The following is a 24847-nucleotide window of genomic DNA, read 5'->3' as shown; positions in this document are numbered from 1 at the left end:
CGCTGTAGGGTTTGGAGTGAGATCCCCAGTTCAGTAGCCCCTGCCTTGTAGATGGCGGTGCGCTGACCATGCGGGGCACTGGCTGCCCGCTGGGCGATCTGAGCCAGGAGCTGGGTCTGAACCGGGTTCATGTTCAGGCCTCGTCCGCAGCCATCCAGACCGGCTTGCTATCGCCTTGGTGTGCAGGCAAGTGGAATTCACTGCGCACGGTGGCCAGAGTGATTTCCAGTTGGCGGATCAGGTCCGCCTTGAACGTACGATGATCCTGCCCCGTTTCGTTGGCGTGCTCTGCCATCTGAGTGAAACCTTCACGCAATGGCCCCATCACCTTCGATTCGATCTCGAAGCTCAGCGCCACCACTTCACTGCGCAGGTCTTTGATCACGTCATCAGGTGTGGCGGACTGGATGCGCTTACGGGCTTTCTCCAAATCCATTCGGGCTTGGTCCAGCTCGCCGGAGCGCTTCGCCATGACCTCGCCCTGAGCCTCGTAGTCAGCATTGACGTCGTCGAGGCGCTGGGTCAGCTCCGTTTTCTCTTTGGCGTGCTTGGAGATGATCTCTTCCGCCAGATCAAGGAACGCATCCTTGTCACCAGCTTTGGCGATTTCGATCAGGGCGGCTTGTTCGTCTTCAGGCAGGCGCCGGTACTGGCGCATTTCGCGGTAACCGATACCCATGCGGGACATGGAGTCGAGGGCGGCTTCACCGAGTACTCGCAAGTTTCGGATATCTTCGTCTACTTGCTCACGGGAACGACCGAGAAGCCCGCAGAACTCCTCCCATGTCCCTGAAAACTGGTGACCGTCACCACCCTTCTTGCCGCTCAAGGCCCGGTACAGCTTGTTTTCCTTCACATAGGCCAACTTAGAAGTGGTGACGGTCACCGAAAATCGAGCAAACGCATCTGCCATCTGAGCCTGACCAAGCATCTGATTTACCAGGTCTCGATCGTCACTGTGCGAGATGAGCATTGTTGCCATTGCATTCTGATTCGCAGTCAGCATCTCGCCGTCCAGGACGGGTAGTTCAACGGCATCTGGAGCTTCTACTTTGTTACGAGCCATGACAGTGTTCTCCTTAATTCATCGAGCCAGCGGCAATGCGCTGATTGATTTCCTGCATCCGGTGGGTCAAGCGCGCCATGTGTTCGGCGTGGGCCTGTGCGATCTGCAACAAGCCAATCGAGTGGGCAAAGCGACCGTTATCCAGCTTCACCGCCATGCCTTCTTCGATCAGGGTCTGCATGGCGCGGGTGATGTTGCTGGGGCTGTCCTGGGTTAATTGGGCCAGTTCGGTGTTGCTGAGACCGGTAACGGTGTGGCCCTTTAAAGCCTTGAGCACACGTAATACACGGGCTGCGGCGGAAACGGTTTGAGTCATGAGGGGCTCCGGTTACGCGGCAACGGCAGATTGGATGTTTGCTGGGTTGGCCTTCAATCCCAGGGCAACGGCTGCGTGATGAGCCTCGCCACGCAGCCCCTTCAATCTCCCCCGTAACAGGTCAACGACGGTCATCCGGTCAAGGCCTTGGGCTTTCGCCCAGTGCGCCTTGCAAATGCCATGACTCACAAACCAGGCATTGGCGCTTTTGGGTGTTTGTGGGTACGGCAATGGCGCAGAATCAAGTGACGTTGCGGGGCCGTTCATGGCGCCTCCTATGTGGTAAATTGCGGTTATTCGGTGAGCTGTTGTGATTGAGTTGTCAGTACACAACTACGCTTTATGTTGTGGTTAACCGGGGTCATGTGCTGTTCTCTGTGGTGAATAATGGGGAACATTCGTTCCCATGTCAATTTATTTGAGGAACAAACGTGCCTTTTTTTGGAGAGCGATTGCGCGAGGAAAGGGAGCGGCTTGGGTTGAGTCAGCAACAACTGGCCGACCTTTGTGGTGTGACCATGCGATCACAGCGGAACTATGAGAAAGGCGAACGCCAGCCTGACGCTTCGTACTTGGGAGCGTTTTCTCAGTCTGGTGGGGATGTGCTTTACATCATCACAGGCAAGTACTCGGATACTGGAGGTGTAACGAGTAAATCGTCATCGGAGATCGATGTGCCTAGGTTGGCTCGAATTACCGACATGCTCGAAGGGCTCATGCAGCAGACTACGCGCCGCTGGCCCGCTAGAGAGCTAGCAATAACTGCGGCAGAGGTCTACAACATTTTGGTGCCGGAGCAAGAGTTGGATGAAGCTCAAGTTGGCAAACTTTTGAAGTTGGTGGTTAACCGCTGACGTAGTAGAAGGGAGTTGTTATGCAGGGTGAGGATGAAAAGCTTAATAAAATATCAACGAGGCTTGCCGAGAGTTTCAGTTCGTTTCCGTTAGCCCATGATGAGGGGCCTCCATCGCAAATAAAGGTAAAAGGGAACAACGCGAATATCAATTTTGGTACGCAGCTTAACTTCCCCGAAAAACCCACCCCTCGATCTCTGCTCTCTGCGCAGAGGAAAGAACTTCACGAATTACGGGCTAGGTGTGAAGAGCTTGGAGATGATCCGCGAGAGGCTTGGCGTAGCGTGCATGCTCAGCTAGCCGTTAGCTCAATCGATGAGATATGTGCCGACGACTTCCAGGAAGCAAGAGATGTTCTCCAAGCTCGGTTAGAACAGTTGCAGGAGGTTGCCGACAAACGCCGTATTACGGGAAAAATTTTACGAGCGGTGGCGGAAAAAGACGCAAAGCAGGAGATGAATGATTTTTGTGATGTGACTTTTGGACGAACTCAACTGAAACACCTTAAGCGGACTGAACTTCAACAGGTTCTCGGCTTCATCCAAGCGTTCCAAATCCAACCAATATCGCCTCCAGCATCGGAACCGAACTTTCAGAACACCTTGCCGCTTCAGCATTTTTTGCTTACCTACAAATGGAATTCTTTGGGACTGTTCGCATTCGGCATTTTAGTCGGACGATTTTGGTTCTAATGTCAATAGGGAAAGACTCATGACAAAAATAAAACGTAGAACTTGGAAAGATATGGGTACTCCTGAGAAGGTTGGCATGGTCTCTTTTTGGGTGCTGATAATCGTGGTGGGATACTGGTTGTTGGTAGGTCTCTCAAAACCTCAACAGCTCACGGCTAGCTCAAAGTTTGAGCCCGTGAAAGCCCTCACCACCTACAGCAGCGCAAGCGAACAAGCATTGCTCAGCGCCTCCCAGCACATCTCTGCGCTTGATAAAGCAATGGCTGACAGCGCCGCTATTCTGAAGCAAGGCCAACTCCAGGAACTGGGCGCTCAGAGCCGTGCCTTCAATGTTCTTGCCGACGCTGGCCAAAACAAGTTTGGTAACTCTGTCTTTGAACCGCTTGGGCAATGCTACTCCGCAGGCCTCTACGCCAGATCGTGGTGGCAATCTCAGTTGAGTGCTGCGAACAATGCTGGTGTTGAGAAGATTCCCGGCTCAATCAGAGACGCCTCGAATTCGTACCAAGCAGCTCGTGATCAATGCCTGAAATCTGCTGACCCTATTGCCGTTGCCAAAGCAGACGCGGAGCTGGATGCGGATCTGAGAAAGAAGTTTGGCGGCGGGAAAGAATGCCTGAGGGTGTTCACTTATGACGCCAAGACGAAGGAAACGAATGAAAAACCAAGGCCTGCACATTGCACAAACTGACCCTCATCACATATTCCAATAACTAAAGGAGTAACCCAGTGTCAAAAGACAGCAAGGACCAGAGTCGTGAGAAGAGTGAAAGCGGTCGCGAGCGGGCTACCAACTCCGAGGAGCGCGGCAAAAAGAGCATCGACTATAGTGAAGGTCCAGGACGCAATGTAGTGTTTGATACACTCAAGCCGCCACCACGGCCAGATGGAGGAAACGGAAATGGGGGAAGTAAGCACTGATTTGGCGGATCGTTGGCATGACATGTTGTTTGGCATCCGCCGATCCATCCGCTACCACCAGCGTCGTCGGGCTTTTTTCGACCGTCTGGATCAGTTTTCCAACATGCTCTCGGTGATCTTTGGGTCAGCGGCGATTTACGGCATCCTTGAGAAGAACGCACTGGGGATAGCATTACTGGCCTCAGCTACGGTCACGATACTGGCGTCGATTAACCTGGTCATTGGCAGCGCACAACGTGCTCGCGCCCATGCTGATTTTATGCGCCGTTATGTCGAGCTGGAAAAGCTGATGCTTCAGCCGCAGTCCGAGGAGTGCTTGTTAGGCGTGACTCAGTCCAGGCTCAGCATCGAGGCTGAAGAACCACCGGTATTGCATGTGCTCAACTGCATTTGCCACAACGAAACCATGCGAGCGATGGGCTACAAAAAAGAGCAATTAGTTAAGGTCGGTTGGTTCCAGCGCCTGGTGTCCCAACTCTTCGACTTCCGCGAAAGCGCGATCCACTGATCTCTTAAACCCCGATTAAAAGTCCTCCGAACACACACCGCCGATGATGGCGGTGTGTGTTTTTTGGCGTCCTCAAAATTAGAGGCGCCGTTACTGGAGGCGTCTCATGCGACCCGAAACCCCACGCGGCATTCGTAACTTCAACCCCGGCAATATCCGTCATGCCCAGGGCGTGCGCTGGCAAGGCATGGCCGCTGTTCAAACCGACAGCGCCTTCGTTCAGTTCAATGGTCCGCGCTGGGGCATTCGGGCCATTGCCCGCGTCCTGATTACCTACCAGGACAAACGTCGTGCTGCTGATGGCAGCCGGATCGACAGCGTGCGCGAGATCATCGAACGCTGGGCGCCAGCCTCGGAAAACGACACCAAGGCTTACACCCAGCAAGTCGCTCGCGCCATGGGCCTCGACCTAGACTTTGAAGGCGTCGACGTGTACCAGTACGACACCATGCGCGGTCTGGTGCTGGCGATCATCCGCCATGAGAACGGCCCAGGCCCACTGCCAGGTGGTCTGTGGTACGGCGAGCCAGTCATTGTTGATGGTCTCGCCCTGGCCGGGATCGAGCGCGGTGTCCAGCATGGGGCGGGGGCTCCCGCATGAAACTGATCTGCACCTGGCGGTGCTGCTACAAGCTCTACAGCGTCCAGCTTGGCGTACTGCTGGTCTTACTCGGCGTCGCTCAATTGGAGCTGCTGCCGATGTGGCAGGCGCAGCTGTCGGACCGAGCATACGCCACGCTCAATAGCGTGTTGGCACTGCTGCTGACAGTTGTGCGCCTGATCAAACAGGGGCCACCGGATCAGGGGGCTTCCTCATGAGGCTGAACCTGTTCGGAAGTACCTTTGCTGCGTTGATGGCGAGCTTGGCTGGGGCCTGTCGCTGGGTCTCCACCAGCACGGCTGCCGGAACCTGGATCAGCCCCAACGTCATGCCCCCTTATCGCCACGGCAAGACCGGTATTGCGGCAGCGCGCAAATCACGCAACCGTCTGAGGCATCAGCATTGGCGCACTTGAACAGCTTGTCTGGCCACTGCCTGCGCGTCTGGCCGCTGTCGGTTTTGCCTGCGCACTCAGTGCGGCGGCAGCGGGCTCCATCGCCTACGGCTTTGGCTTTCGGTATGCCGCATCACTGGGTGACACCGGACTGGCCAATCTCAAGACCGAGCACGCAGAACAAGCGCGAGTCGCCGAGAGCGCCAACCGCCTGCAGCTGCTGCAACAAGTCACCCGAGCCAATGAAACCGAAGCCTTACTGCTCGATGTCATGGATCGCCACGCCAAAGAAAAACGCCAGCTCCAGGAACGCATTCCCCATGTCACGACCCAATACCGTCCGGCACCGGGCGTTGCTGCTCAGCCTATCCCTCATTGCGTGTTCACTGCTGGCTGGCTGCGCGACTACAACGCCGCCCTCGGTGTGCCCACCCCAAGACCGGGCACCGCTGCCAGCGTTGCTGAACAAGCGGCCTGGCCCACCCCCGGCACTGACGCCGAGCTACTGGAAAGCGGCGTCACGCCTGCCGACATTCTTGCCCACGCCCAGGACTACGGCCTGTGGGCTCGCAACAACCTCGCCCAGCTCAACGGGTTGCTGGATCTCCAGAAAAAGGACTGACGCTCTATGGATGTAGCTGAACACGCTACGGATGACGACACCAACGAGGCGATCCTGCGTGCCCATACCAGTGGGCTGCAGCGGCGCTCAGGCCGTTCGGCCTATCGCTGCGAGGAATGCGGTGACGCCATTCCCGAAGACCGTCGCCAGGCCGAGCCTGGTACCGAACATTGCCTTGATTGCTTAGACGCCTTGGAACACTTGGCTACGCGGGGTTTTCGATGAACCTGAACGAACTCAACTTTGGCTTCCAAACCGTGCAGTGGCTGATCCTGACGGTACTCGGAATCTACACCTGGATGACCAAACGCCAAGCGGCTAGCGGCCAGGAACTCCTGGAGCTGCGCACCCGCATCGTCGCCCTGGAAGAGCACGTCCGGCATCTTCCAGACCAGACCGCCGTCACCGATCTGCTGGGCGACATGAAAGCCGTGCGGGCGGAACTGTCGGGGGTCAAGGAAGCGCTGGGCCCTTTGGCCCGTTCGCTGGACCGGATCAATGATTACCTGCTGAGAGAGAAGACATGAAGACGCCCTACGCTGAATACCTGCGCCAGGACATCCGCCTGGTGATTCTGCGCCTGCTGGCCGAGATGACGGCCTACCGAGCCAACAGCTCGGTGCTGACCATGGCCCTGGACAATTACGGCCATACTCTGAGCCGTGACCAGGTCAAGACCGAACTGCACTGGCTGCTGGAGCAAGGCGCATTGACCTTGGATGACGTGGGGCCGGTGCTGGTTGCCACTCTGACCGAACGTGGTCAGGACATTGCTGCTGGACGCGTACGTGCTCCCGGTATCAAGCGGCCAGGAGCTTAACCATGGCGGGCAAGTCATCCATCAACCGTTTGCCACCGATGGTCAAGGCGTACATCCAGAAGCTGTTGCGCGAAGACCGCATGACGCTGGATGATATGCTGGCCGATATCCAGTCGCGCTTCCCCAACGAAAAGTCCCCTAGTCGCAGTGCGTTGGGGCGCTTCAAGTTGGGCTTTGATCTGTTGACCGAGAAGGCCCGACAGCATCGCGAGCAGGCGGAAGCCTTTGTCGGTGCCTTTGGTGAAGATGCCTCGGACAAGACCGGTGCCTTGTTGGTGGAAGCAATCTCGACCCTGGCTTACCAGGCCGCGATGGGCGCCCATGAAAAGGATGACGTGACCACCAAGGAAGTGGCGGATCTCGCCCGTGCCGCCAAGAACACCATGCAGGCCCGCACCTTGAGCATGAAGGAGCGTCAGGCTGCCGAACAGGCCGGTCGTGATCGGTTGCTTCAGGAGCAAGCTGCCGAACTGGACAGCGCGGTCAAGGCCAAGGGCATGACCGAAGAACAGGCCATGTTCTGGCGTAAGCAGTTCCTGGGCGTGAAGCAATGAAACCCTCGCCTAGTACGCTGCGGGTCGTCGAATGGGACGAACTGCCGCCGAGCGTGCGGCAGATTCCCTCGGACTACAACCCGCTGGCTGCGGGCATCCTCATGGCCCACCAGTCTGAATGGCTGGGCATTGATGCGCAGATCAAGCTCTGTGAGAAAGGTCGCCGTACCGGCGTCACCTTTGCCGAGGCCCTGGACTCGGTGATCACCGCCGCGTCACAGAGCGTGGCCGGTGGCATGGACTGTTTCTACATCGGCGACACCAAGGAAAAAGGCCTGGAGTTCATTGGCTATTGCGCCAAGTTCAGTCGGGTAATCGCCGAGGCCCAGGCCTCGGGTGTCAGCGAGATCGAAGAATTCCTGTTCGAAGATCAGGACGAATCCGGTACCACCCGCCAGATCAACGCCTACCGCATCCGGTATGCCTCGGGCTACAAGATCGTGGCGCTGTCGAGTAATCCGGCTGGTGTGCGGGGCTTGCAAGGCAAGGTCATCATCGACGAAGCGGCGTTTCACCGTGACGTGTCCGCCGTGCTCGATGCCGCCACCGCCTTGCTGATCTGGGGCGGTCGCATCGTCATCATCAGCACCCATAACGGCAAGGGCAACGCCTTTAACCAGATGGTCAACGATATCCGTGACGGTCGTTATGGCGATACGGCGCGGGTCTATCGGGCCACCTTCGATGATGCCGTGGCCAACGGTCTGTATGAACGCAAGTGCTTAATGACCGGGGAGCAGCCAACGCCGGAAGGCAAGGAAGCCTGGTACAAAAAGATCCGTAACGCCTATGGCCCGCGCAAGGCGCAGATGCGCGAGGAACTGGATGCCGTTCCCCGCGATGGCAACGGCGTGTGCATTCCAGGGGTGTGGATCGAGGACGCCATGCGTCCTGGTCGGACGGTCCTACGCCTGGCGTTGGATGATGGTTTTGCGCTGCAGTCGGTGGCCCGCCGTGAGGCGTATGTCGATGACTGGATTGAGCGTTATCTGGTTCCGCTGATGCAGTCACTGACGCCCGAGTATCGTCACTACCTGGGCATGGACTATGCCCGTCACCGGGATTTTTCGATCATCTGCCCGATGTCGGTCGACCAAGCGCGGCACCGTGATGTGCCGTTCGTGATGGAAATGCACAAGGTGCCGACCCGCCAACAGCAGCAGATCCTGTTCTACATCTTGCGCGGCCTGCCACGGTTTGTCGGTGCCGCACTGGATGCCACCGGCAACGGCGAGACCCTGGCCGAAGACACCGCCGACGAGTTTGGTCATGACCGCATCCAGCAGGTGAAACTCAGTCGTGCCTGGTACGGCGCTTGGATGCCCAAGTTTATTCAGCTCTTTGAGGACGGCACGATCACGCTGCCCAAGGACGACTCGCTGCAACAGGACGTGCGCTCCATCGAAACGGTGGACGGCATCCCAATGGTCATGAAAGCCCGCTCGCAAGATCTTAAAGACCCGGACCTGCACCGCCACGGTGACTTCGCGGGGGCCGGCATGCTGGCCAACTTCGCGACCCTGGAAATGGTTTCAGGTCCGGTCTCTGTTAAATCCCGTCGCCCGCGTCAGGGCACCCGCATGACTCAGGGGTATGCATGAGCAAGAAAGGTGTGTGGGTCTCACCCACGGAATTCGTCAACTTTGCCGAGCCCAAGCGCGACAAGGGGCTGACCGACCATATTGCCAGCCGGGCACGTAGCTTCGACGCTCAGTCGCTGGGGATGTACCTGCCCAACCCTGACCCAATCCTCAAGGCCCAGGGAAAGGACATTACGGTCTATCGCGACCTGCGCAGTTCCGCCCTGGTCGGCGGCAACATTCGTCGCCGCAAGTCCTCGGTGCTTGCTCTGGAGCGTGACCTGAAACGCGGCAACGCCCCGGTGCGGGTCGAGCGCTTTGTGCGTGACTGGCTGACCGACCTCGATCTCGACCGGATTATCCGCGAGATGTTGGATGCGCCGTTATTTGGCTTTCAGCCCATTGAACTGATGTGGCAACCGCTGGGCATGCACATCGTTCCCATGGATCTCTTGGGCAAGCCTGCCGAGTGGTTCCTCTACGACCAGGAGAATCAGTTGCGTTTCCGCGCCCGTGATGCGGGTATGAGCGGCGAGCTGTGCAGCCCGAAGCGTTTTGTCGTGGCCCGTCAGGACGCAACCTATAACAACCCGTATGGCTTTGCCGACCTGTCGATGTGCTTTTGGCCGGTGATCTTCATGAAGGGTGGGCTGAAGTTCTGGGTGCAGTTCACCGAGAAGTACGGCTCGCCCTGGGTGATCGGCAAACACCCGCGTGGTGCCAGTACCGGTGAAACCGATCTGCTGCTCGACAGCCTTGAAGCCATGGTTCAGGACGCCGTCGCCGCGATTCCGAATGACTCCAGCGTCGAGATCATCGAAGCCACGGGCAAGACCGGAAGTGCCGAGGTCTATCGCGAACTGTTGGTGTATTGCCGTAGCGAGATCAACGTCGGCCTGCTGGGGCAGAACCAAACCACCGAAGCCAACAGCAACAAGGCCAGTGCGACCGCTGGGCTGGAAGTAACCAAGGACATTCGGGACGGTGACAAGGGCATCGTCATGGCGACGCTGAACGCAATCATCCGCCTGATCGTCGACTTGAACTTCGGTGAACACGTTGCCGCCCCGGTGTATGACCTGTGGGAACAGGAAGAAATCAACAAGGCTCTGGCCGAGCGTGACAAGTCGTTGACGGACTCCGGTGTGCAGTTCACCCCCCAATACTGGACCCGTGTCTACAACCTCAAGGAAGGCGACCTGGTCGATACGCCTTCATCTGGACCGGCACCCACAGCGGAGTTTGCCGAGCCCACCCTAAAACCTATCCTGGATCAGTTGGCCCTGGACCAAGCCATTGAGAACCTGCCCGCCGAGCTGCTCCAGGAACAAAGCGAACAGGTCGTGGCTCCGCTGATCGATGCACTGCTGCAGGCCCGCTCCGATACTGAGGCGCTCGGCCTGCTGGCCGAAGCCTTCCCGTCAATGGATGCGCAGGAGCTGGAGAGCAAGCTGACGAACCTGCTGTTCATCGCCAACACCTGGGGCCGACTGAGTGCCAGCGCGGATCGGGAGGACTGACATGGCCACCGCCAAAACCTCGAACCCTGCGGACCTCAAAGCGATCTTCGGCCTGGAGCCTGAGGCCGCGATTACCTACCTCAAGAGCAAGGGCTACGCGATCACCTGGAACTGGCAGGAGATGCGTGACCAGGCACACGATCAGTCTTTCACGGTGGCCAAGGCCATGCGCCTGGACCTGCTTTCAGATATTCGCGGCGCGGTGGAAACAGCGTTGCAGGAAGGTCAAACCCTCAAGCAATTCATCAAGGAGCTACAGCCGACGCTGGAGTCCCAGGGCTGGTGGGGTCAACAGGTGATCGTCGACAGCCAGGGTGTTGGCGAGCTGGTCCAGCTGGGCAGCCCGCGTCGGCTCAAGACCATCTACCAGACCAACCTGCAGAGCGCCTACATGGCCGGTCGCAAGGCCAGCATGGAAGAGACCGGCGACACCCATCCGTACTGGCGTTACGTGGCGATCCTGGACGGCAAAACCCGCCCCAGTCATCGGGCGCTTAGCGGCACGGTGTACCGGCATGATGATCCGGTCTGGTCAGCGATCTACCCACCGAACGGCTTCAACTGCCGATGCCGGGTGACCGCGCTCTCCGAGTCGGCGGTCAAGCGCCGTGGCCTGACCATCGTTTCCAGCCAGGGACAAGTGTCCAATGAAACGGTTGAAACCGGCGTCGACAAGCGTACCGGCGAAGTTAGAACCGCCCAGGTCACCTTGGTGCACACCACCGATACGGCGGGCAAGCCAATTACATTCCGCACCGATCCTGGGTTTAACCATGCGCCCGGTACCGGGCTGGCGGACATGCTCAAACGTAAACAGGCCTCAGCAGCCTGACAGGAGTGTTGCAATGATTACCGTTGAACTGGACAGCCCACGCTTGCAGCAACTGCTGAACACCATTGAGTGGGCCGTGGGTGACCTGACGCCATTGATGCGCGGCATTGCTGCCGAGATGGCCAGCCAGACCGAGGAGAACTTTGAGGAGGAAGGTCGCCCCGACTGGGCCGAGCTGTCCGATGTCACCACCGAGCGACGTGCGAAGAACGGTAACTGGCCAGGTCAAATGCTGCAGGTCAGCTCTGCCGGTTTGGCCGCCTCGATCACCAGTCACTCAGATGACAGCTCCGCCCTGGTCGGCAGCAACAAACCTTATGCAGCCATGATGCACTTCGGTGGCAAGCAATCAGAGTTCCCACACCTATGGGGTGATATCCCGGCGCGTGAGTACCTGCCGATGGATACCGAGGGCGTGCTGCAGCCCGAAGCAGAGGAAGCCATTCTGGAGCTGGCCCTGAATCACCTGGAAAAAGCCGCTCGCGTGTAAGGCCCTCAGAGGCCCTGTGAATGCCGAGCGGCTCCGGTTCATCCTCTGGCCTCCCTGATCATCGCTGTAAACGTTTTATAAACCCCTCCCGCCGTATTCCAAACCCGCCACGCGGGTGCCACTTACACCGTTTGCGGTGTTCGCCCCCATCAACACTCTTTAAACCCGATTAAAAGTCATGGGCCGCTCAGCGGTTCAGTCTGTGCGTATCACTTCCAAGCAGCGCACAGCCCATGAAACCACTGCACATTTTCAAGCCGGGAACGCACACCGCGATGAATGGTGACAGCTACACCATCAGCGCGGCCAATCTGGCCGCGACGGTGCAGGCCTATAACCCTGATTTGCACGAAGCCCCTTTGGTTATTGGCCACCCCAAACACGACGGCCCAGCAGCCGGTTGGGTCAAGACCTTGTCGACCACGCCGTTGGGGCTGATGGCCGAACCGCAACAGGTCGATGTGTCCTTTGCCGAGCAGGTGAGCAAGGGTAGCTACAAGAAAATCTCCGCTTCTTTCTACCACCCCGACGCCGCGAACAACCCGGTGCCAGGCGTGTACTACCTGCGCCATGTCGGCTTCCTCGGCGCCCAGCCACCTGCGGTGAAGGGCCTGCGTCCCATCGAGCTGGCGGATGGCGAGGAAGGCGTCATTGAGTTTGGTGACTTCAGCGACAGCATCACCGCCCATGTCTTCCGCCGTCTGCGTGAGTGGCTGATCGCCCAGTTCGGCCAGGAAACGGCTGACCAAGTGGTGCCGGGTTACGACGTTGACAACCTGGCCGAAGAAGCCTGCCGCGAAGACAGCCGCCCGGCCTTTAGCGAGCCCACCCAAACCCCACCCAAAACCACCGAGGAACAGCCTGTGACTGAGGCCGAGAAAGCCGCCCTGGAAGCGGAGAACCAGCGTCTCTCAACCCTGGTTGAGCAACACCAAGCCAACGAACGCAACGCCGCTGCCAAGACCCGCCACGCCGCCAACCTGGCGTTTGCCGAAGGCCTGGTCGGCGCCGGTCGTTTGCTGCCCAAACATGCTGATGCCCTGATCGCCGTCCTGGACTTCGCCGAAGCCGGTGACGCGCCACTGGAGTTTGGCGAAGGCGACCAGCGTGCGCCGGTTGTCGACGGGCTGAAGGCGATTTTCAACGACCTGCCGACGCAAATCGACTTCGCCGAACAGGCGAGCAAAGACCGCAAAGGTGACGGTCATTCAGCGATGGACATGGAGTTCGCCGAGAAGAACACCGACCCCGACCGCCTCGGATTGCACAACCGTGCCACCGCCTTGGCCGCCGAGAAAAACATTCCCTACGAGTCGGCAGTTCGCCAGCTCGTCAAGTAACCAGGAGTCATCATGGCTGATCGTTTGAAGATACTGCGGGTCGTCGATCCCGTCCTCACCAACCTGGCGCGTGGCTATCGCAACGCCCAGTACATTGGTGAGGCGCTGTTCCCCATCGCGCTGATGGACAAAGAGGCTGGGGTGATCCCGCTGTTCGGCAAGGAAGCGTTTGAGGTTTACGACACCGAGCGCGCGATTCGCGCCCAGTCCAACCTCATGACCCCGGATGACCTGGACGGTCTGGACGTGGTCCTGCGCGAGCATGACATCGCCTATCCGGTGGATTACCGCGAGCAGAACGAATCCATGTTCGACGCCGAAGCCCGTGCTTCACGTCGTGTGGTGAACGTGATCGACCTGCGTCGTGAGGTCACCTGCGCCAGGCTGGCGCAAAGTCCTGGCACTTTTCCTATGGGCAGCAAGGTCACGCTGTCCGGTTCCAGTCAGTGGAGCAACGGCGGTGGAGACCCTATCGCGGTGGTCGAGGCCGGCAAGGAAGCCGTGCGGGCCAAAATCGGCATTCGCCCCAACACCATGACCATGGGCGCCTCGGTGTACCAGTCACTGAAGTTCCACCCCAAGCTTCAGGCCGCCCTGGGCTCGCAAGAGCGCAAGTTGATCACCCTTGAGCACCTGAAGGCGTTGTTCGGCATCGAGACCATCCTCATCGGTGAAGCCCTGGCCGGTGCGACCAACACCTCCGACATCTGGGGCGACAACATGACCCTGGCCTACGTGGCCAAGCCAATGGCCGGTTCAAACGCCGACTACGAAGAGCCAAGCTTTGGTTACACCCTGCGTCGCAAGGGCATGCCCGAGATCGACACCTACGACACTGCAGGCGGCAAGGTGCGCTTTGTGCGCAACACCGACATCTATAAGCCGGTAGTGGTCGGTGCGGATGCCGGTTACCTGATCTCCGACACCAACGGCTGAGGTGCGCCATGGCAGCTAAAAACACCCCCAAAGAAAAGGACGCTGCATCGGCGTCGACCGATGACCAGGGACTGGTTAAGGACTCGTTGCAGGATGACGCGACATCGTCAGCTGCGTCTGCCGCTTCGGAGTCCGATACCGGATCGACGCTCAACCAGGACGGTAGTGCGTTGACGTCCCTCTTGGCGCAAGGACTCGTGCCGAATGCTGCACTACCTGCAGCCCCGCTTGACTCTCTGGAGCAAGTCACCCAGGACGAAAAACTGCCGCGCTACTACGTGACCGACGTGTCCTCAGTACTTCATGACGGCCAGTGGTACCACATGGGCGATGACATCTCTCTGAGTGACACCGAAGCAGGCCCCTTGCTGCAACGTCGCATCATCGAACCGATTCAGGAGTTCAACCAGTGAAGACACAACAACCTGTTCTCACCACTTCGGTGGTCGCGGTGGTGGACCTGCCGCGTTACCGCTTCGCCAACTTTGCCGGTGCTTTGTGCGCGGCGGGCACCAAGGCTTTTGGCGTCGTTGAGGCCGACACCGAAGCGGACAGCGTGGCACCGATCAACGTCCTGGGCATTTGCCTGGTCACCAGCGGTGCAGCCGTTGCCGCAGGTGACCCCGTGGAGTCTGACGCTGAAGGTCGGGCCGTGACGCTAGCGTCCGGACTGGACAACGGCATCGCGCTGGATGCAGCGACAGCTGCCGGTGATGTCATTCGTATCGTCCGGGGAATCTGAGGTCGCTATGCGCTACTGCACTCGCGCCGATATCGGCAACGCCATGCCCCTGCGGACCTTGATCCAGCTCTCCAACGATGACCCAGCAGCCCAGCAGCCGAATGAAGTCGTGATTGAGGACGGCGTGCGCCAGGCGGCAGAATTGGTCGACGGCTACCTGCGGGGTCGTTACGACCTGCCGCTCAATCCGGTGCCGACTGTTTTGCGCGATGCTGTGGTGTACCTGGCGCGGCACTGGTTGTACCAGCGCCGTCCCGAGGGCGCATTGCCGGACTCGGTGAAGGATAACCGCAAGGACACCATCAAGCTCCTGGAGAGCATCCGCGACGGCGTGGTCACCCTGGGTATGCCCGGTGGTGAAGCGGCGCCCGAACCTGGCGAGATCCGTGTTCGTGCCCGTCGTCAGCAATTTGGTCCCAATCTGTGGGAACGCTACCGGTGAACCAACCCCACGAACAGACCCCGACCGAGAAGCTGCTGGGCGCGCTTCTGGAGCGTTTGCAGGAACAGTTCAACACCGAGCTGACCGTTGAGCTGTTCCCGGAAAGCCCGATGCAGTACCGCTTGAACCACCCGTGCGGGGCGATCTTGTTGGCCTATGGCAGGTCGACCTTTGGTAGCTCCGAAGGTACTGACGCGGTGTTTCAGGCCCGCAGCATCGTGATCCGCCTGACCCTGGTGTTTCGCCAGCTCAACGGCAAGGACGGTGTCGTCAGCTACCTAGACCGTATCCGAACTTGCTTGACCGGCTGGTACGCCCCGCATTGCGACATGGCCTGTCGCCCCGTGTCCGAGCAGTTCATTGGTCACCGGGACGGTGTTTGGCAGTACGCCCAGGACTTTTCCACTCGCGCCACTCAGCTGCAATCCATGGTGCCCGAACAGGGCCCACCGCTGAGCCTTCTCACCTTTGAGGAATACCCGTGAACCTGACTCGATACATCTATCAAGGCCCTCAAAGCGCAGCGTGCTTGCGTGTTGAAGGCTCCGCCGAACTGCTGGACGTGCAGCTGCTGACCGGTAAACCCGTCGAGCTGCCCGCCGACCATGAATACACCTTGGTGTTGTTGGCACTCAAACACCTGGTGCTGGCACCGGCTGAGACAGAGCCCAAGTCAACGCCGAAACCAAAATCCGCCGCTCCGGTTGACTCCCCACTGGTCACTGAGCACACAGGAGCAAAGCCCAATGCCCGCTAACTACTTGCACGGTATTGAAACCATTGAAGTCGAACGCGGCCCTCGGGCCATTCGAGTGGTCAAGTCGGCAGTAATCGCCCTGGTCGGAACTGCACCGATGGGGCCGGTCAACAGCCTGACTCTTTCGCTGAATGAGATCGACGGCGCCCAGTTCGGCCCTGACATGCCAGGGTTCGGTATTCCCGAAGCCCTGGATGGCATCTATGACTTCGGCGCCGGAACGGTGCTGGTGATCAACGTGCTCGATCCGGCCATCCACCGCACCAGCATCAGCGCCGAGGCGAAGGCATTCGGCGACAACGACCTGCTGCAGCTGGAGCATGGTGCCCTGCAATCGCTGGTGCTCAAGCCCGAAACCGGTGATACCACCTACGTGTTGAACACCGACTATACGGTGGACCTGATTACCGGTCGGGTGAAGCGGCTGACTGCCGGTGCCATTCCCGTGACGGGGGCGGTTAAAGCCGACTACGCCTACGCCGATCCGAGCAAGGTCACGCCTGCCGACATCATTGGTACCGTGAATGCGGCGGGTCTGCGTACCGGTCTGAAGGCCTTCCAGGACAGTTACAACCTGCTGGGCTTTTTCCCGAAGATCTTCATTGCGCCAGGCTTCAGCACGCTGAATTCCGTGAGCGTCGAACTGATCGCCTCGGCGATTCAAGTGGGCGCGGTGGCCTACATCGACGCACCGATTGGCAGCACCGTGCAGCAGGTCATCGCTGGTCGTGGGCCAGCGGGCACCCTCAACTTCAACACCAGCAGCGACCGGGTGCGCCTGTGCTATCCCCACGTCAAAGTGTATGACGCCGCAACCAATGGCGAACGCCTGCAGCCGCTGTCGATTCGTGCTGCCGGTCTACGGGCCAAGGTGGATAACGACAAGGGCTACTGGTGGAGCAGCTCCAACCAGGAACTCTTGGGGGTGATCGGTCTGGAGCGTCCGTTGACGGCCCGAATCGACGACCCGAACAGCGAAGTCAACCTGCTCAACGAAAACGGCATCACCACCGTGTTCAACTCGTTTGGCACCGGCCTGCGTCTGTGGGGCAACCGAACGGCGGCCTGGCCGACCGTGACCCACATGCGCAACTTCGAAAACGTACGGCGCACCAAAGACATTGTTGACGAGTCGATCCGCTACAGCTCCCTGCAATTCACCGATCAGCCGGTCACCACCTCACTGATCGACAGCATCAGCGAAAGCGTCAATCAGTTCTTGCGCAAATTGATTGGTGACCAGGCGCTATTGGGTGGCGAGTGCTGGTATGACCCGGCCCGTAACCCGCAGACCGAACTGGAGCAGGGACACGTGCTGTTCAACTACAAACTGACCGTGCCGCTGCCGTTCGAACGCGGCACCTTCGAGACCGAAATCACCGGGGAATACCTGGTCACCTTGGGGGCCGCATAAATGGCAGGCTTTAGCGCACACCGCATCACCAACGCAGCGGTCTACCTGGACGGCGCCAGCTTCTTCGGTCGCTGCGAAGAGATCGACCTGGGGTCTATCAAGACCGTGATGAGCGACTTCCAGGGACTGGGCATGGTCGGGTTGATCGAGCTGCCGGACGGCATCGACAAGCTCGAAGGCAAGATCACCTGGAACAGCCTGTACATCGACTCGGCCAAGAAGATGGCCACGCCGTTCAAGACGGTTCAGCTTCAATGCCGATCCAACGTCCAGGTGTTCAACAGCTCGGGTCTGGTAGATGAGATCCCGCTGGTGACATTGATGACCGTCATGTTCAAGGAATACGCCCTGGGCAGTTTCAAGCCTCGTGATCCGAGCAAGTTTGAAACGCCGTTTTCCGCAACCTACGTTCGCCAGACTCTCAATGGTGAAGAGGTGGTGCTGCTCGACTACCTAGCGAACATCTTCAAGGTCGGTGGCCAGGATCAGTTGGCCAAGTACCGGCAAAACATCGGCCAGGCGTAGGTTATTCAGATCCCGGTATTGGAGGTGTTTATGGAACGGCCCCTGGTGGAACAGCAGGAGGTTTGGAAAGGTTCGGAGGAGCTGGTCAAAATTTTCGACATGCAGATTCGCCGCGATATGGATTATGTCCGAGCGAAGGCGTACTGGAGTCGATCTTTGCAGGACCTGCCACTTGCAGCGCTGACCGAGGCGTTAGCCAGATTGTCTTCGGGTCGTTACCAGATGGTACCCAACTGCCGGTGTCACCGCTGCAACCATCGTCATTGACGATCTATAGGATCAGCTCCAACGGACTGGAGTCGCCAGGACGGCAAACCCAAAGCCCCCGCCATCGTGCGGGGGCTTTTCTTTAAATCCGATTAAAAGTCTGCACCACGGCCAGGTGCGATGCTCAGGGCTCTTGAACAGCAACCGATCAGATCGATCAACCTGGAGCAACAAAGATGGCCGACAAACTGAGTTTCATCCTCAAGTTCCCCTTCAAAACCGCTGCCGGTGTGCAGCTGGACTCGATGACTATCAAGCGCCTAAAACGCAAGGACATCAGCGCGGCTCAGGCTGCCACCAAAGATGAAGGCGTATTGGAAGATATGCTCTGCGCGAAAATGCTTGGCATCACATTGGAAGACCTGGGCGAGTTCGATATTGCCGACTCGAAGCTAGCCACCGAGGTGTTGCGGGAAATGTCCAATGGCAGAGACATTGCTGCAGTCTTGGGACGAAGCGCTGTTGCTAGTGCTGAAGTTGCAGCCATCGGAAATAGCCCAGCTTGACATGGAGGACTACTGGCGCTGGGTCGAGTCGTGTGAGCGCGAGATCAATCGTCGGATTGAGCAGCTAAACAAGCAGTAACCCTCGCCACATTCTCCGCGCAATGTCGTGTCGCCCGCATCAGGGCGACACACCTTCCATCCTATAAATAGCTGGGCACGCCATGGCCAATGAAGTTCTTGTCGGGTTAAAAATTGGCGCTACGGTTGCTGGTAGTTTGAGCGCCGCATTCGGCTCAGCCAAATCGACGGTTCAGCAACTCGGTCGTGCAACGGACGGCCTGACCGCCAAACAAAAACTCATCGGCACCGAACTGGCGGCGTCCCTGGCGCGGGGCGGTACCGGGGTGGAGCGCCTACGTCGTCAGTACGACCAGGTCGGTCGTGCCATTGATCAACTTAAGGTCAAGCAGGAACGTCTCAACACCAGTCTGGCCCGTGGTGCACAACTCAAATCCGAACGGGGCGAACTGCGCGGGCAGGCACTCGAAACACTGGGCACAGCGGCGGTGGTCGGAGCCCCCGTTGTGCAGTCGTTTCGTCAAGCCATCGACTTTCAGGACCAGACGCGTGACATCTCCATTACCGGTGGTTTTGACGCGGAAGAAGAACAACGCCTCAGCAATGTGATGCGCGAATCCGCGTTGCGCTGGAATCAGACCCAAACCGAAGTGGCTAATGGCACCGGTGTCTTGATTGCCGGTGGCATCTCCAGCGCGAAGGAACTCGCGGCCTATGCCCCGGTGATGGCCAAAGCCGCAACGGCCACTCGGGCCAGCATGGAAAATCTCGGCTCGGTAGCCATCGCCCTGAATGACAACCTGGGCATTGGTGCCGCAGGCTTTGAACGCTCGATGAACATCCTGGCCTATGCCGGTAAACGGGGTCAGTTCGAACTGGCCGACATGGCCAAGTGGCTGCCGCAACTCACGCCGCAACTTGCCGCCCTGGGCATTACCGGTGAACGCGCCGTGGCCGAGATTGGCGCCTCACTACAGATCGCCCGTAAAGGCGCGGGCAGCAACGATGAGGCGGCCAACAACTTCAAAAACTTCCTGTCGAAGATCACCGCCCCCGACACGTTAAAAGCGTTTGCGGATGCCGGTATCGACCTGCAAGACACGATGAGGGGCATGATCAGTAAAGGCCTGACACCGATGCAGGCCATGATGGCAACCATCACCAAGTACACCAGCACTAAAGGTCCGGCTGCCGCCGCTGGCTTCCAGCGCGTCATGGCCATGAAAGATGACCAGGAGAGGCAGATCGCGCTGGATCGTTTGAATGAAGCCTACAAACTGGGCGAGTTGTTTCGCGACCAGCAAGTACTGTCCTTTGTGCGTCCGGCCTTGGCCAACCAGGACGAACAAGCCAGCATCCAAAAAGGCGGGATGGAGGCGGCTGATCAAGGCGTACAGGATCTGGACTGGGCAAAGCGCATGGGCAGCCCCAAGGAGCAGCTCAAAGCGCTGACCATAGGCTTGACGGATGTCGGCATCGGACTGGGCGGTATTCTGCTCCCCGCGCTGCTCGACATTACGAAAGCCGCTATCCCTCTGGTTCGCTCATTTTCGGCCTGGACAGAAGAGAACGCAGGTCTGGTCAGTGGTGTGTTCAAAGTCACCGCCGGAATCGTTGCGCTCAAACTGGGCTTCATCGCCTTGAAGTACGGCGCCAATCTTGGTGCCTCAGCACTCAACGGTATGGGCACCACCATGTCGGTGCTCTCGGGCAAGACCACCTTGCTAAATAGCGCTTTGCTCTCCGCTCGATTGGCTCCGTTTATCACGGGTGTCACGGGGCTCACGACCGCGCTGCCGGGGTTGTCTGGTGCCATGATTGCGTTCGGTGGCGCGATTGCTGCGACTCCAATTGGCTGGATTATTGGAGGAATCGTTCTTATCGCTGCATTGGGTTTAGTCATCTACAAAAACTGGGAACCACTCAAGGCCTGGATGATTGGCTTCTTCACCGGTTTAAAGGATGGACTCAAACCGATAGGAGATGCGTTCTCAGCAGCCTTTGCTCCGGTGGCGCCATTGCTGGCCAAACTGGGAACATTCATCAAACCGGTGATCACCTGGTTCCGTGAATTGTTCAGTCCAGTTCAGGTGACGGGCGATGAACTGGGCAAGGCCACCTGGTCAGGAATCGAGTTCGGTCGGGCTGTCGGCGCCGTGCTGTCCGGCTTACTGGCCCCTGTGCGGTGGCTTCTGGAAGGTATCGGCGAGATACCGAAAGCGTTTGACGGCGGTCTGGCCGGTGTTGCCGCGTTGATCGTCAACTTCTCGCCCCTGGGCCTGTTCTACAAAGCCTTTGCCGGGGTGATGAGTTACTTCGGTGTTGAACTGCCCGGCAAGTTCACCGAGTTCGGCAGCATGATCATTGATGGCCTGGTCAACGGCATCAAGAACAAAGCCTCTGCCGCCACGGATGCGGTGTTAGAACTGGGCTCGTCCATCAAAAGCTGGTTTACCGGGGATCTGCAGATCCATTCCCCCAGCCGGGTTTTCATGGGCTACGGTGCCAATGTCAGTGAAGGCGCAGCCTTGGGGATCACCGGTCAGTCCGACTTGGTACGCAAAGCGGCCCTGGACATGGCGTCCCAATCCAGGGTCAACATGGCCCCACCGAACCCCGCCGATGTCTCGATGGCCAGCATGATGGGGGGTGGCGGTATGGGCGGAAAAATCGAGGTGAGCTTCTCGCCAAACATCACCGTGCCAGGTGGTCCTGGTGTGATGGAACAAGTCAACCAAGGGCTGCAGGCGAGTTATGTCGAGTTCTTGCGGATGATGGAGCGCTTTGAACACGAGCGACAGCGCCGCAGTTACGGCTCAACGGGTGGAGGCCGCACCTGATGTTTGCCATCCTGGGCACTATCGAATTCACCGTGGCTGGTGGTATTAGCGGTATGGAGCAAACCGGCTCAGCAGACTGGGCCGAGCATGCGCGCATCCAGGGCAAGCCGTTGCTGGAGTGGATTGGTGAAGGGTTGGACGAAATCAACCTGACCATCGAGCTGCATCCATTATTGGGTGATCCCGAAGCACGCCTGCGCTCACTGCGCCTGGCCAAGAGCCAACACGAGCCCTTGGCCTTTGTCATGGGCAGCGGTGAATACCTCGGCCCTTATGTCATCACCCACATCAGCAACGCCATTCGCCGCGCTACCTCTGTTGGCCAAGTCGTCGCATCGACCGTGCAAGTCAGCCTGCGCGAGTACACCGGGGCCTTTACCCGCAAGGTCATTCGACCTGGTCTGCTCAATCCGGCGTTGAGTGGTACAGCGAGTGGTCTTGGTTCACCTGGACTCATCTCGCGGCTGACCCCATCGCCCAGCACCACTCAGTTGGTGATCGGTCACGCAAAATCAGCCAGCAACGTCTTGAGTGCTGGGAAAAACCTGTACGAGACAGTCAAAAGTGGCAACGCCTCGACGATCCTCGGACAGGTTCCTCAGTTGCTGGGGGTGACGGCGCGGGCTATCGAACCGCTGCAAGGGTTGACGTCAGCTGCAGGGTTGCTCAACGACGGCGCCGATCTGTCCCGACTCGGTGAGGACGTTCTGGGCAGCGTGATGGGTGCACGCTCCAGTCTGAATCCGGTTGACCTGGGGAATATCGTCGACCGTTTCTCAGCTTCCCATCAATACCTGGGGCAGGCCATCACCACCATGGATAGCGCCAGTAAACGCCTGTCGGGCCTTGCGGCTGACGTACTAACCCGGAGGGCCTGATGTTCATTCCCCACGTAACAACCGAAGGCGAACGCTGGGACCAATTGGCCTGGCGCTACTACGGTGACGCTCATCGGTATTTGCCGATCGTTCAAGCCAACCCGCACGTGCCGCTCACCGCCGCTTTACCAGCCGGATTGACCTTGGCCATCCCGATGCTGGAGCCGGTGTCCACCGCAGAGGATTTACCCCCATGGATGCGTTGATTCCGAAGCAAGTACCCGAAGCGCGCTTCGTGTTGACCTATCAACACAGCAACATCACTCACAACATCAGCCTGCACCTGCTCTCACTGACCTACATCGACTATCTGTCCGGGCAGGCCGACACTCTGGAGGTCGAACTGGAGGACACCGAGGGCAAATGGCGTGATGCCTGGTATCCAGGTCACGGTGATGCGCTGACCTTGGCCATTGGCTGGGAAGGCGCGCCACTTCGCACGCTGGGACGCTTTGAGATCGATGAGGTCGAGCTGCGTTGCCCACCGTCAACCGTGACCATCCATGCCTTGGCTGCCGGTATCAACACAGCCTTGCGCACCACCGAACATCGTGCCTACGAGAACCTTACCCTCGACGCCGTGGCCAAGCAGGTCGCAACCCGCCTGGGACTGGAGTTGATAGGCAGCATCGAACCCATCAAGCTCGACCGCCTGACCCAGCAAGACTCCGACCTGACCTTCCTGAGCAACCTGGCGGACGAATACGACTACGCCTTCAAGGTGACCGGCAACAAGCTGGTGTTCCACGCCATCAGCGAACTGGCGAAAGGCAAGCCGGTCGCCAGGCAGCTATTGCAGGATCAAGCCAACGTGCACCTACGCGACAAGATCAAGGACGTGCCGAAGGCCGTCGATTTCAAGCACAAAGACCCGGTCAAGAAGCAGCTGGTCAGCTACCGGATCATCAATGGTGAGACGGTCGCGGTACCGAGCAGCGCCAGCAAGACCACCACCAGTGCCGACACCAAGAAGAGTCGCAAGCGCGCCGCCTCCGTCGAAGTGGCCAAAGCCAAAGCCAAGGCCGAGCTGGCCAAGGCTAACCGTGAGCGCACTACGGGCAGTTGGACCGCCATGGGCCGTCCCAACCTGGTGAGCGGCAATGTGGTGACCTTGGTCGCCGCAGGCAAGCTGGGTGGCAACTATATGATCCTTTCGTCGCAACACCGCATGACCCGCAGTGGTGGCTACACCGTCGACCAGGAAGTCTGCCGGGTGTCGGCACCGTCGATTGGTTTCACTCTGGATAACTCCAAGCCCGATCTGGCGCTGTCGACCTACGGAATCGAACACGAAGTGGTGGCTTAATAATGAAGGGCAAAGCGAATGGGCGTTGAACTGGAATACGGCGAAGTCAGTGCGGTGGATTACCAGGGCTGCCGTATCCGTGTGCGGCTGGATGACCGTGATGGGGTGCAGAGCTATTGGCTGAATGTGCCCCAGCGCAACACTCAGGGTACCCAGCGCCGCCCGATCATGCCGGAGTTGAATGAACAGGTCGCGGTGCTACTCGATACCGATGGAGTCGGTGGCGTGTACCTGGGCGGAATCTATTCAACCGTAGAACCGCCACCGGTAATAGATGAAGGGACTGACTATGTGCGCTTCAAAGATGGCACCGTGATCACGTATGACCAAGTGGCCAGCGTGATGTCCCTGGATTGTGTTGGGGCGACCCTGCTCAAGTGCGCCCAGAACCTGACTGTCGAATCTGGAGAGCCGGTGGTGGTGAAGGCGCCTTCGGCGGTGTTGGATATCCCGCAGGTCACCTTGAATGGGGACCTGCAGGTGAATGGCAATATTGGAGCTACCGGGTCTATCATCGACGTAGGCGGCAACTCAAACCACCACACTCATTAATCGCCGTATTCGACAAAGGACGTCCAATGACTGAGAGATACTATTTTTCATCAGAACACTTAACAGCTGAGGAAAAAAACGCAGCGCTGGCGTTTGCTAGCGACCGCCTCGAGAAGGGCAACACCGTACATATTTTCATTGTCGCCAAAAAGCTTGCTGACGACTTTCTTCGCGGGGCTTTTGACTCCGTTGCATTGAACAAGCTAAAGAATGGTGACCAGATCAAGGTCGGTAATGTCGTTTATAGCCTTGAGGCTGACAGAACCTTTAAGAACTACACCTCTTACGAGGTAGTCGTTGCCTTTCATGTAAGTGACAGGCTTCTTGAAAAACTTGAGTCTGGGCAAATCCAGCACCTTGTGGTTTGCAATTTCGAACAAGACCGTCCTGATAAATGGATGGAATTGGCCCCTAAACTTTTAAAGTCTTCAGCGCCAGCCGAAAATCAGTAATTAGTTATTGCCCCAATCAAAAAGCCCCTGAACAGGGGTTTTTCAATGCCTGTCTTTAAACTCGATTAAAAGCCCCTGCCCAGCGGATACCACACCATGGGC

General features: G+C 58.5%; 36 protein-coding genes. 33 read left to right on the top strand and 3 right to left on the bottom strand.

Annotation, left to right across the window (positions count from 1 at the left end; all coding sequences use genetic code 11):
- Positions 1-133: 133 nt before the first annotated feature.
- From BLL42_RS24175 to BLL42_RS24165, 3 genes are read right to left on the bottom strand one after another with little or no spacing between them, the layout of a single operon-like run.
- The gene (locus tag BLL42_RS24175) at positions 134-1066 is read right to left on the bottom strand and encodes an AAA family ATPase (protein WP_071554863.1); all 933 of its coding nucleotides are present in this window, start codon (positions 1064-1066) and stop codon (positions 134-136) included.
- Between the two features lie 13 nt (positions 1067-1079).
- Positions 1080-1382, bottom strand: coding sequence for a helix-turn-helix domain-containing protein (locus tag BLL42_RS24170; RefSeq protein ID WP_071554861.1), 303 nt, complete (start codon positions 1380-1382; stop codon positions 1080-1082).
- Positions 1383-1394: 12 nt separating this feature from the next.
- Complete coding sequence (locus tag BLL42_RS24165; RefSeq protein ID WP_071554859.1) at positions 1395-1649, bottom strand: DNA-binding protein; 255 nt, start codon at positions 1647-1649, stop codon at positions 1395-1397.
- A gap of 164 nt (positions 1650-1813) precedes the next feature.
- On the opposite strand from BLL42_RS24165, the gene BLL42_RS24160 reads away from it, so the two are divergent.
- From BLL42_RS24160 to BLL42_RS24000, 33 genes are all read left to right on the top strand, one after another.
- Entirely contained in the window at positions 1814-2236 is a 423-nt protein-coding gene (locus BLL42_RS24160; protein ID WP_071554857.1) for a helix-turn-helix domain-containing protein, read from the top strand.
- Between the two features lie 20 nt (positions 2237-2256).
- Positions 2257-2928 carry a hypothetical protein gene (locus BLL42_RS24155; protein WP_071554855.1) on the top strand — a complete coding sequence of 224 codons (672 nt, stop codon included), beginning with the start codon at positions 2257-2259 and terminating at the stop codon, positions 2926-2928.
- 19 nt (positions 2929-2947) lie between these two features.
- Positions 2948-3619 carry a hypothetical protein gene (locus tag BLL42_RS24150; RefSeq protein WP_071554853.1) on the top strand — a complete coding sequence of 224 codons (672 nt, stop codon included), beginning with the start codon at positions 2948-2950 and terminating at the stop codon, positions 3617-3619.
- Between the two features lie 210 nt (positions 3620-3829).
- A complete protein-coding gene (locus BLL42_RS24145) occupies positions 3830-4357 on the top strand; it encodes a hypothetical protein (RefSeq protein WP_071554851.1) in 528 nt (175 codons plus the stop codon).
- 106 nt (positions 4358-4463) lie between these two features.
- Entirely contained in the window at positions 4464-4958 is a 495-nt protein-coding gene (locus BLL42_RS24140; protein WP_071554849.1) for a structural protein, read from the top strand.
- Positions 4955-5176: a DUF7940 domain-containing protein gene (locus tag BLL42_RS24135; RefSeq protein WP_071554847.1), complete on the top strand. Its 222-nt coding sequence runs from the start codon at positions 4955-4957 to the stop codon at positions 5174-5176. The genes BLL42_RS24140 and BLL42_RS24135 overlap by 4 nt, the downstream gene beginning before the upstream one ends.
- On the top strand, positions 5173-5373 hold the full coding sequence (locus BLL42_RS24130) for a hypothetical protein (protein ID WP_071554845.1): 201 nt from the start codon (positions 5173-5175) through the stop codon (positions 5371-5373). Before BLL42_RS24135 ends, BLL42_RS24130 begins: the two co-directional genes overlap by 4 nt.
- A gap of 250 nt (positions 5374-5623) precedes the next feature.
- Complete coding sequence (locus BLL42_RS30570) at positions 5624-5974, top strand: hypothetical protein (protein WP_236721928.1); 351 nt, start codon at positions 5624-5626, stop codon at positions 5972-5974.
- A gap of 6 nt (positions 5975-5980) precedes the next feature.
- Positions 5981-6199, top strand: coding sequence for a TraR/DksA C4-type zinc finger protein (locus BLL42_RS24120; RefSeq protein WP_071554841.1), 219 nt, complete (start codon positions 5981-5983; stop codon positions 6197-6199).
- Positions 6196-6501 (top strand): DUF2730 family protein, encoded by a 306-nt coding sequence (locus tag BLL42_RS24115; protein WP_060765883.1) that lies wholly within the window; start codon positions 6196-6198, stop codon positions 6499-6501. Before BLL42_RS24120 ends, BLL42_RS24115 begins: the two co-directional genes overlap by 4 nt.
- The gene (locus BLL42_RS24110) at positions 6498-6794 is read left to right on the top strand and encodes a VpaChn25_0724 family phage protein (protein WP_071554839.1); all 297 of its coding nucleotides are present in this window, start codon (positions 6498-6500) and stop codon (positions 6792-6794) included. The genes BLL42_RS24115 and BLL42_RS24110 overlap by 4 nt, the downstream gene beginning before the upstream one ends.
- Positions 6795-6796: 2 nt before the next feature.
- Positions 6797-7348 (top strand): phage protein Gp27 family protein, encoded by a 552-nt coding sequence (locus BLL42_RS24105; RefSeq protein WP_071554837.1) that lies wholly within the window; start codon positions 6797-6799, stop codon positions 7346-7348.
- Positions 7345-8949: a hypothetical protein gene (locus BLL42_RS24100; protein WP_071554835.1), complete on the top strand. Its 1605-nt coding sequence runs from the start codon at positions 7345-7347 to the stop codon at positions 8947-8949. Before BLL42_RS24105 ends, BLL42_RS24100 begins: the two co-directional genes overlap by 4 nt.
- Positions 8946-10448 (top strand): phage portal protein family protein, encoded by a 1503-nt coding sequence (locus BLL42_RS24095; protein WP_071554833.1) that lies wholly within the window; start codon positions 8946-8948, stop codon positions 10446-10448. Before BLL42_RS24100 ends, BLL42_RS24095 begins: the two co-directional genes overlap by 4 nt.
- Position 10449: 1 nt before the next feature.
- Positions 10450-11280: a phage head morphogenesis protein gene (locus tag BLL42_RS24090; protein ID WP_071554831.1), complete on the top strand. Its 831-nt coding sequence runs from the start codon at positions 10450-10452 to the stop codon at positions 11278-11280.
- A gap of 13 nt (positions 11281-11293) precedes the next feature.
- Positions 11294-11770 carry a phage virion morphogenesis protein gene (locus BLL42_RS24085; protein ID WP_071554829.1) on the top strand — a complete coding sequence of 159 codons (477 nt, stop codon included), beginning with the start codon at positions 11294-11296 and terminating at the stop codon, positions 11768-11770.
- A gap of 233 nt (positions 11771-12003) precedes the next feature.
- Complete coding sequence (locus BLL42_RS24080; RefSeq protein ID WP_071554827.1) at positions 12004-13110, top strand: peptidase; 1107 nt, start codon at positions 12004-12006, stop codon at positions 13108-13110.
- A gap of 12 nt (positions 13111-13122) precedes the next feature.
- Positions 13123-14046 (top strand): major capsid protein, encoded by a 924-nt coding sequence (locus tag BLL42_RS24075; RefSeq protein ID WP_071554825.1) that lies wholly within the window; start codon positions 13123-13125, stop codon positions 14044-14046.
- An 8-nt stretch (positions 14047-14054) separates the two neighbouring features.
- On the top strand, positions 14055-14459 hold the full coding sequence (locus BLL42_RS24070) for a hypothetical protein (protein WP_071554823.1): 405 nt from the start codon (positions 14055-14057) through the stop codon (positions 14457-14459).
- Positions 14456-14788, top strand: a complete 333-nt coding sequence (locus BLL42_RS24065) for a DUF2190 family protein (protein WP_071554822.1) — start codon at positions 14456-14458, stop codon at positions 14786-14788. The genes BLL42_RS24070 and BLL42_RS24065 overlap by 4 nt, the downstream gene beginning before the upstream one ends.
- Positions 14789-14795: 7 nt before the next feature.
- Positions 14796-15230, top strand: coding sequence for a gp436 family protein (locus BLL42_RS24060; RefSeq protein ID WP_071554820.1), 435 nt, complete (start codon positions 14796-14798; stop codon positions 15228-15230).
- Entirely contained in the window at positions 15227-15715 is a 489-nt protein-coding gene (locus BLL42_RS24055) for a Gp37 family protein (RefSeq protein ID WP_081427327.1), read from the top strand. The genes BLL42_RS24060 and BLL42_RS24055 overlap by 4 nt, the downstream gene beginning before the upstream one ends.
- Positions 15712-15987, top strand: a complete 276-nt coding sequence (locus tag BLL42_RS24050) for a hypothetical protein (RefSeq protein ID WP_081427275.1) — start codon at positions 15712-15714, stop codon at positions 15985-15987. Before BLL42_RS24055 ends, BLL42_RS24050 begins: the two co-directional genes overlap by 4 nt.
- Positions 15977-17401, top strand: a complete 1425-nt coding sequence (locus tag BLL42_RS24045) for a phage tail sheath subtilisin-like domain-containing protein (protein WP_071554818.1) — start codon at positions 15977-15979, stop codon at positions 17399-17401. The genes BLL42_RS24050 and BLL42_RS24045 overlap by 11 nt, the downstream gene beginning before the upstream one ends.
- Complete coding sequence (locus tag BLL42_RS24040; RefSeq protein ID WP_071554816.1) at positions 17402-17926, top strand: phage major tail tube protein; 525 nt, start codon at positions 17402-17404, stop codon at positions 17924-17926. It abuts the gene before it with no gap.
- Positions 17927-17956: 30 nt separating this feature from the next.
- Positions 17957-18193: a hypothetical protein gene (locus tag BLL42_RS24035; protein WP_071554814.1), complete on the top strand. Its 237-nt coding sequence runs from the start codon at positions 17957-17959 to the stop codon at positions 18191-18193.
- Positions 18194-18369: 176 nt separating this feature from the next.
- Positions 18370-18699 (top strand): phage tail assembly protein, encoded by a 330-nt coding sequence (locus BLL42_RS24030; protein WP_071554812.1) that lies wholly within the window; start codon positions 18370-18372, stop codon positions 18697-18699.
- Positions 18700-18860: 161 nt separating this feature from the next.
- The gene (locus BLL42_RS24025) at positions 18861-21557 is read left to right on the top strand and encodes a phage tail tape measure protein (RefSeq protein WP_071554810.1); all 2697 of its coding nucleotides are present in this window, start codon (positions 18861-18863) and stop codon (positions 21555-21557) included.
- Positions 21557-22435, top strand: a complete 879-nt coding sequence (locus BLL42_RS24020) for a phage tail protein (RefSeq protein ID WP_071554808.1) — start codon at positions 21557-21559, stop codon at positions 22433-22435. Before BLL42_RS24025 ends, BLL42_RS24020 begins: the two co-directional genes overlap by 1 nt.
- Positions 22435-22641, top strand: coding sequence for a tail protein X (locus BLL42_RS24015; protein WP_071554806.1), 207 nt, complete (start codon positions 22435-22437; stop codon positions 22639-22641). The genes BLL42_RS24020 and BLL42_RS24015 overlap by 1 nt, the downstream gene beginning before the upstream one ends.
- The gene (locus BLL42_RS24010) at positions 22629-23741 is read left to right on the top strand and encodes a phage late control D family protein (protein WP_071554804.1); all 1113 of its coding nucleotides are present in this window, start codon (positions 22629-22631) and stop codon (positions 23739-23741) included. Before BLL42_RS24015 ends, BLL42_RS24010 begins: the two co-directional genes overlap by 13 nt.
- An 18-nt stretch (positions 23742-23759) precedes the next feature.
- Complete coding sequence (locus BLL42_RS24005; RefSeq protein ID WP_071554802.1) at positions 23760-24293, top strand: phage baseplate assembly protein V; 534 nt, start codon at positions 23760-23762, stop codon at positions 24291-24293.
- 26 nt (positions 24294-24319) lie between these two features.
- Positions 24320-24745 (top strand): hypothetical protein, encoded by a 426-nt coding sequence (locus tag BLL42_RS24000; protein WP_071554800.1) that lies wholly within the window; start codon positions 24320-24322, stop codon positions 24743-24745.
- Positions 24746-24847 lie beyond the last annotated feature (102 nt).

Origin of the sequence: Pseudomonas frederiksbergensis, from assembly GCF_001874645.1 — a bacterium.
Classification (GTDB): Bacteria; Pseudomonadota; Gammaproteobacteria; order Pseudomonadales; family Pseudomonadaceae; genus Aquipseudomonas; species Aquipseudomonas frederiksbergensis_B.
This window is presented reverse-complemented; position numbering and strand designations above follow the sequence as displayed.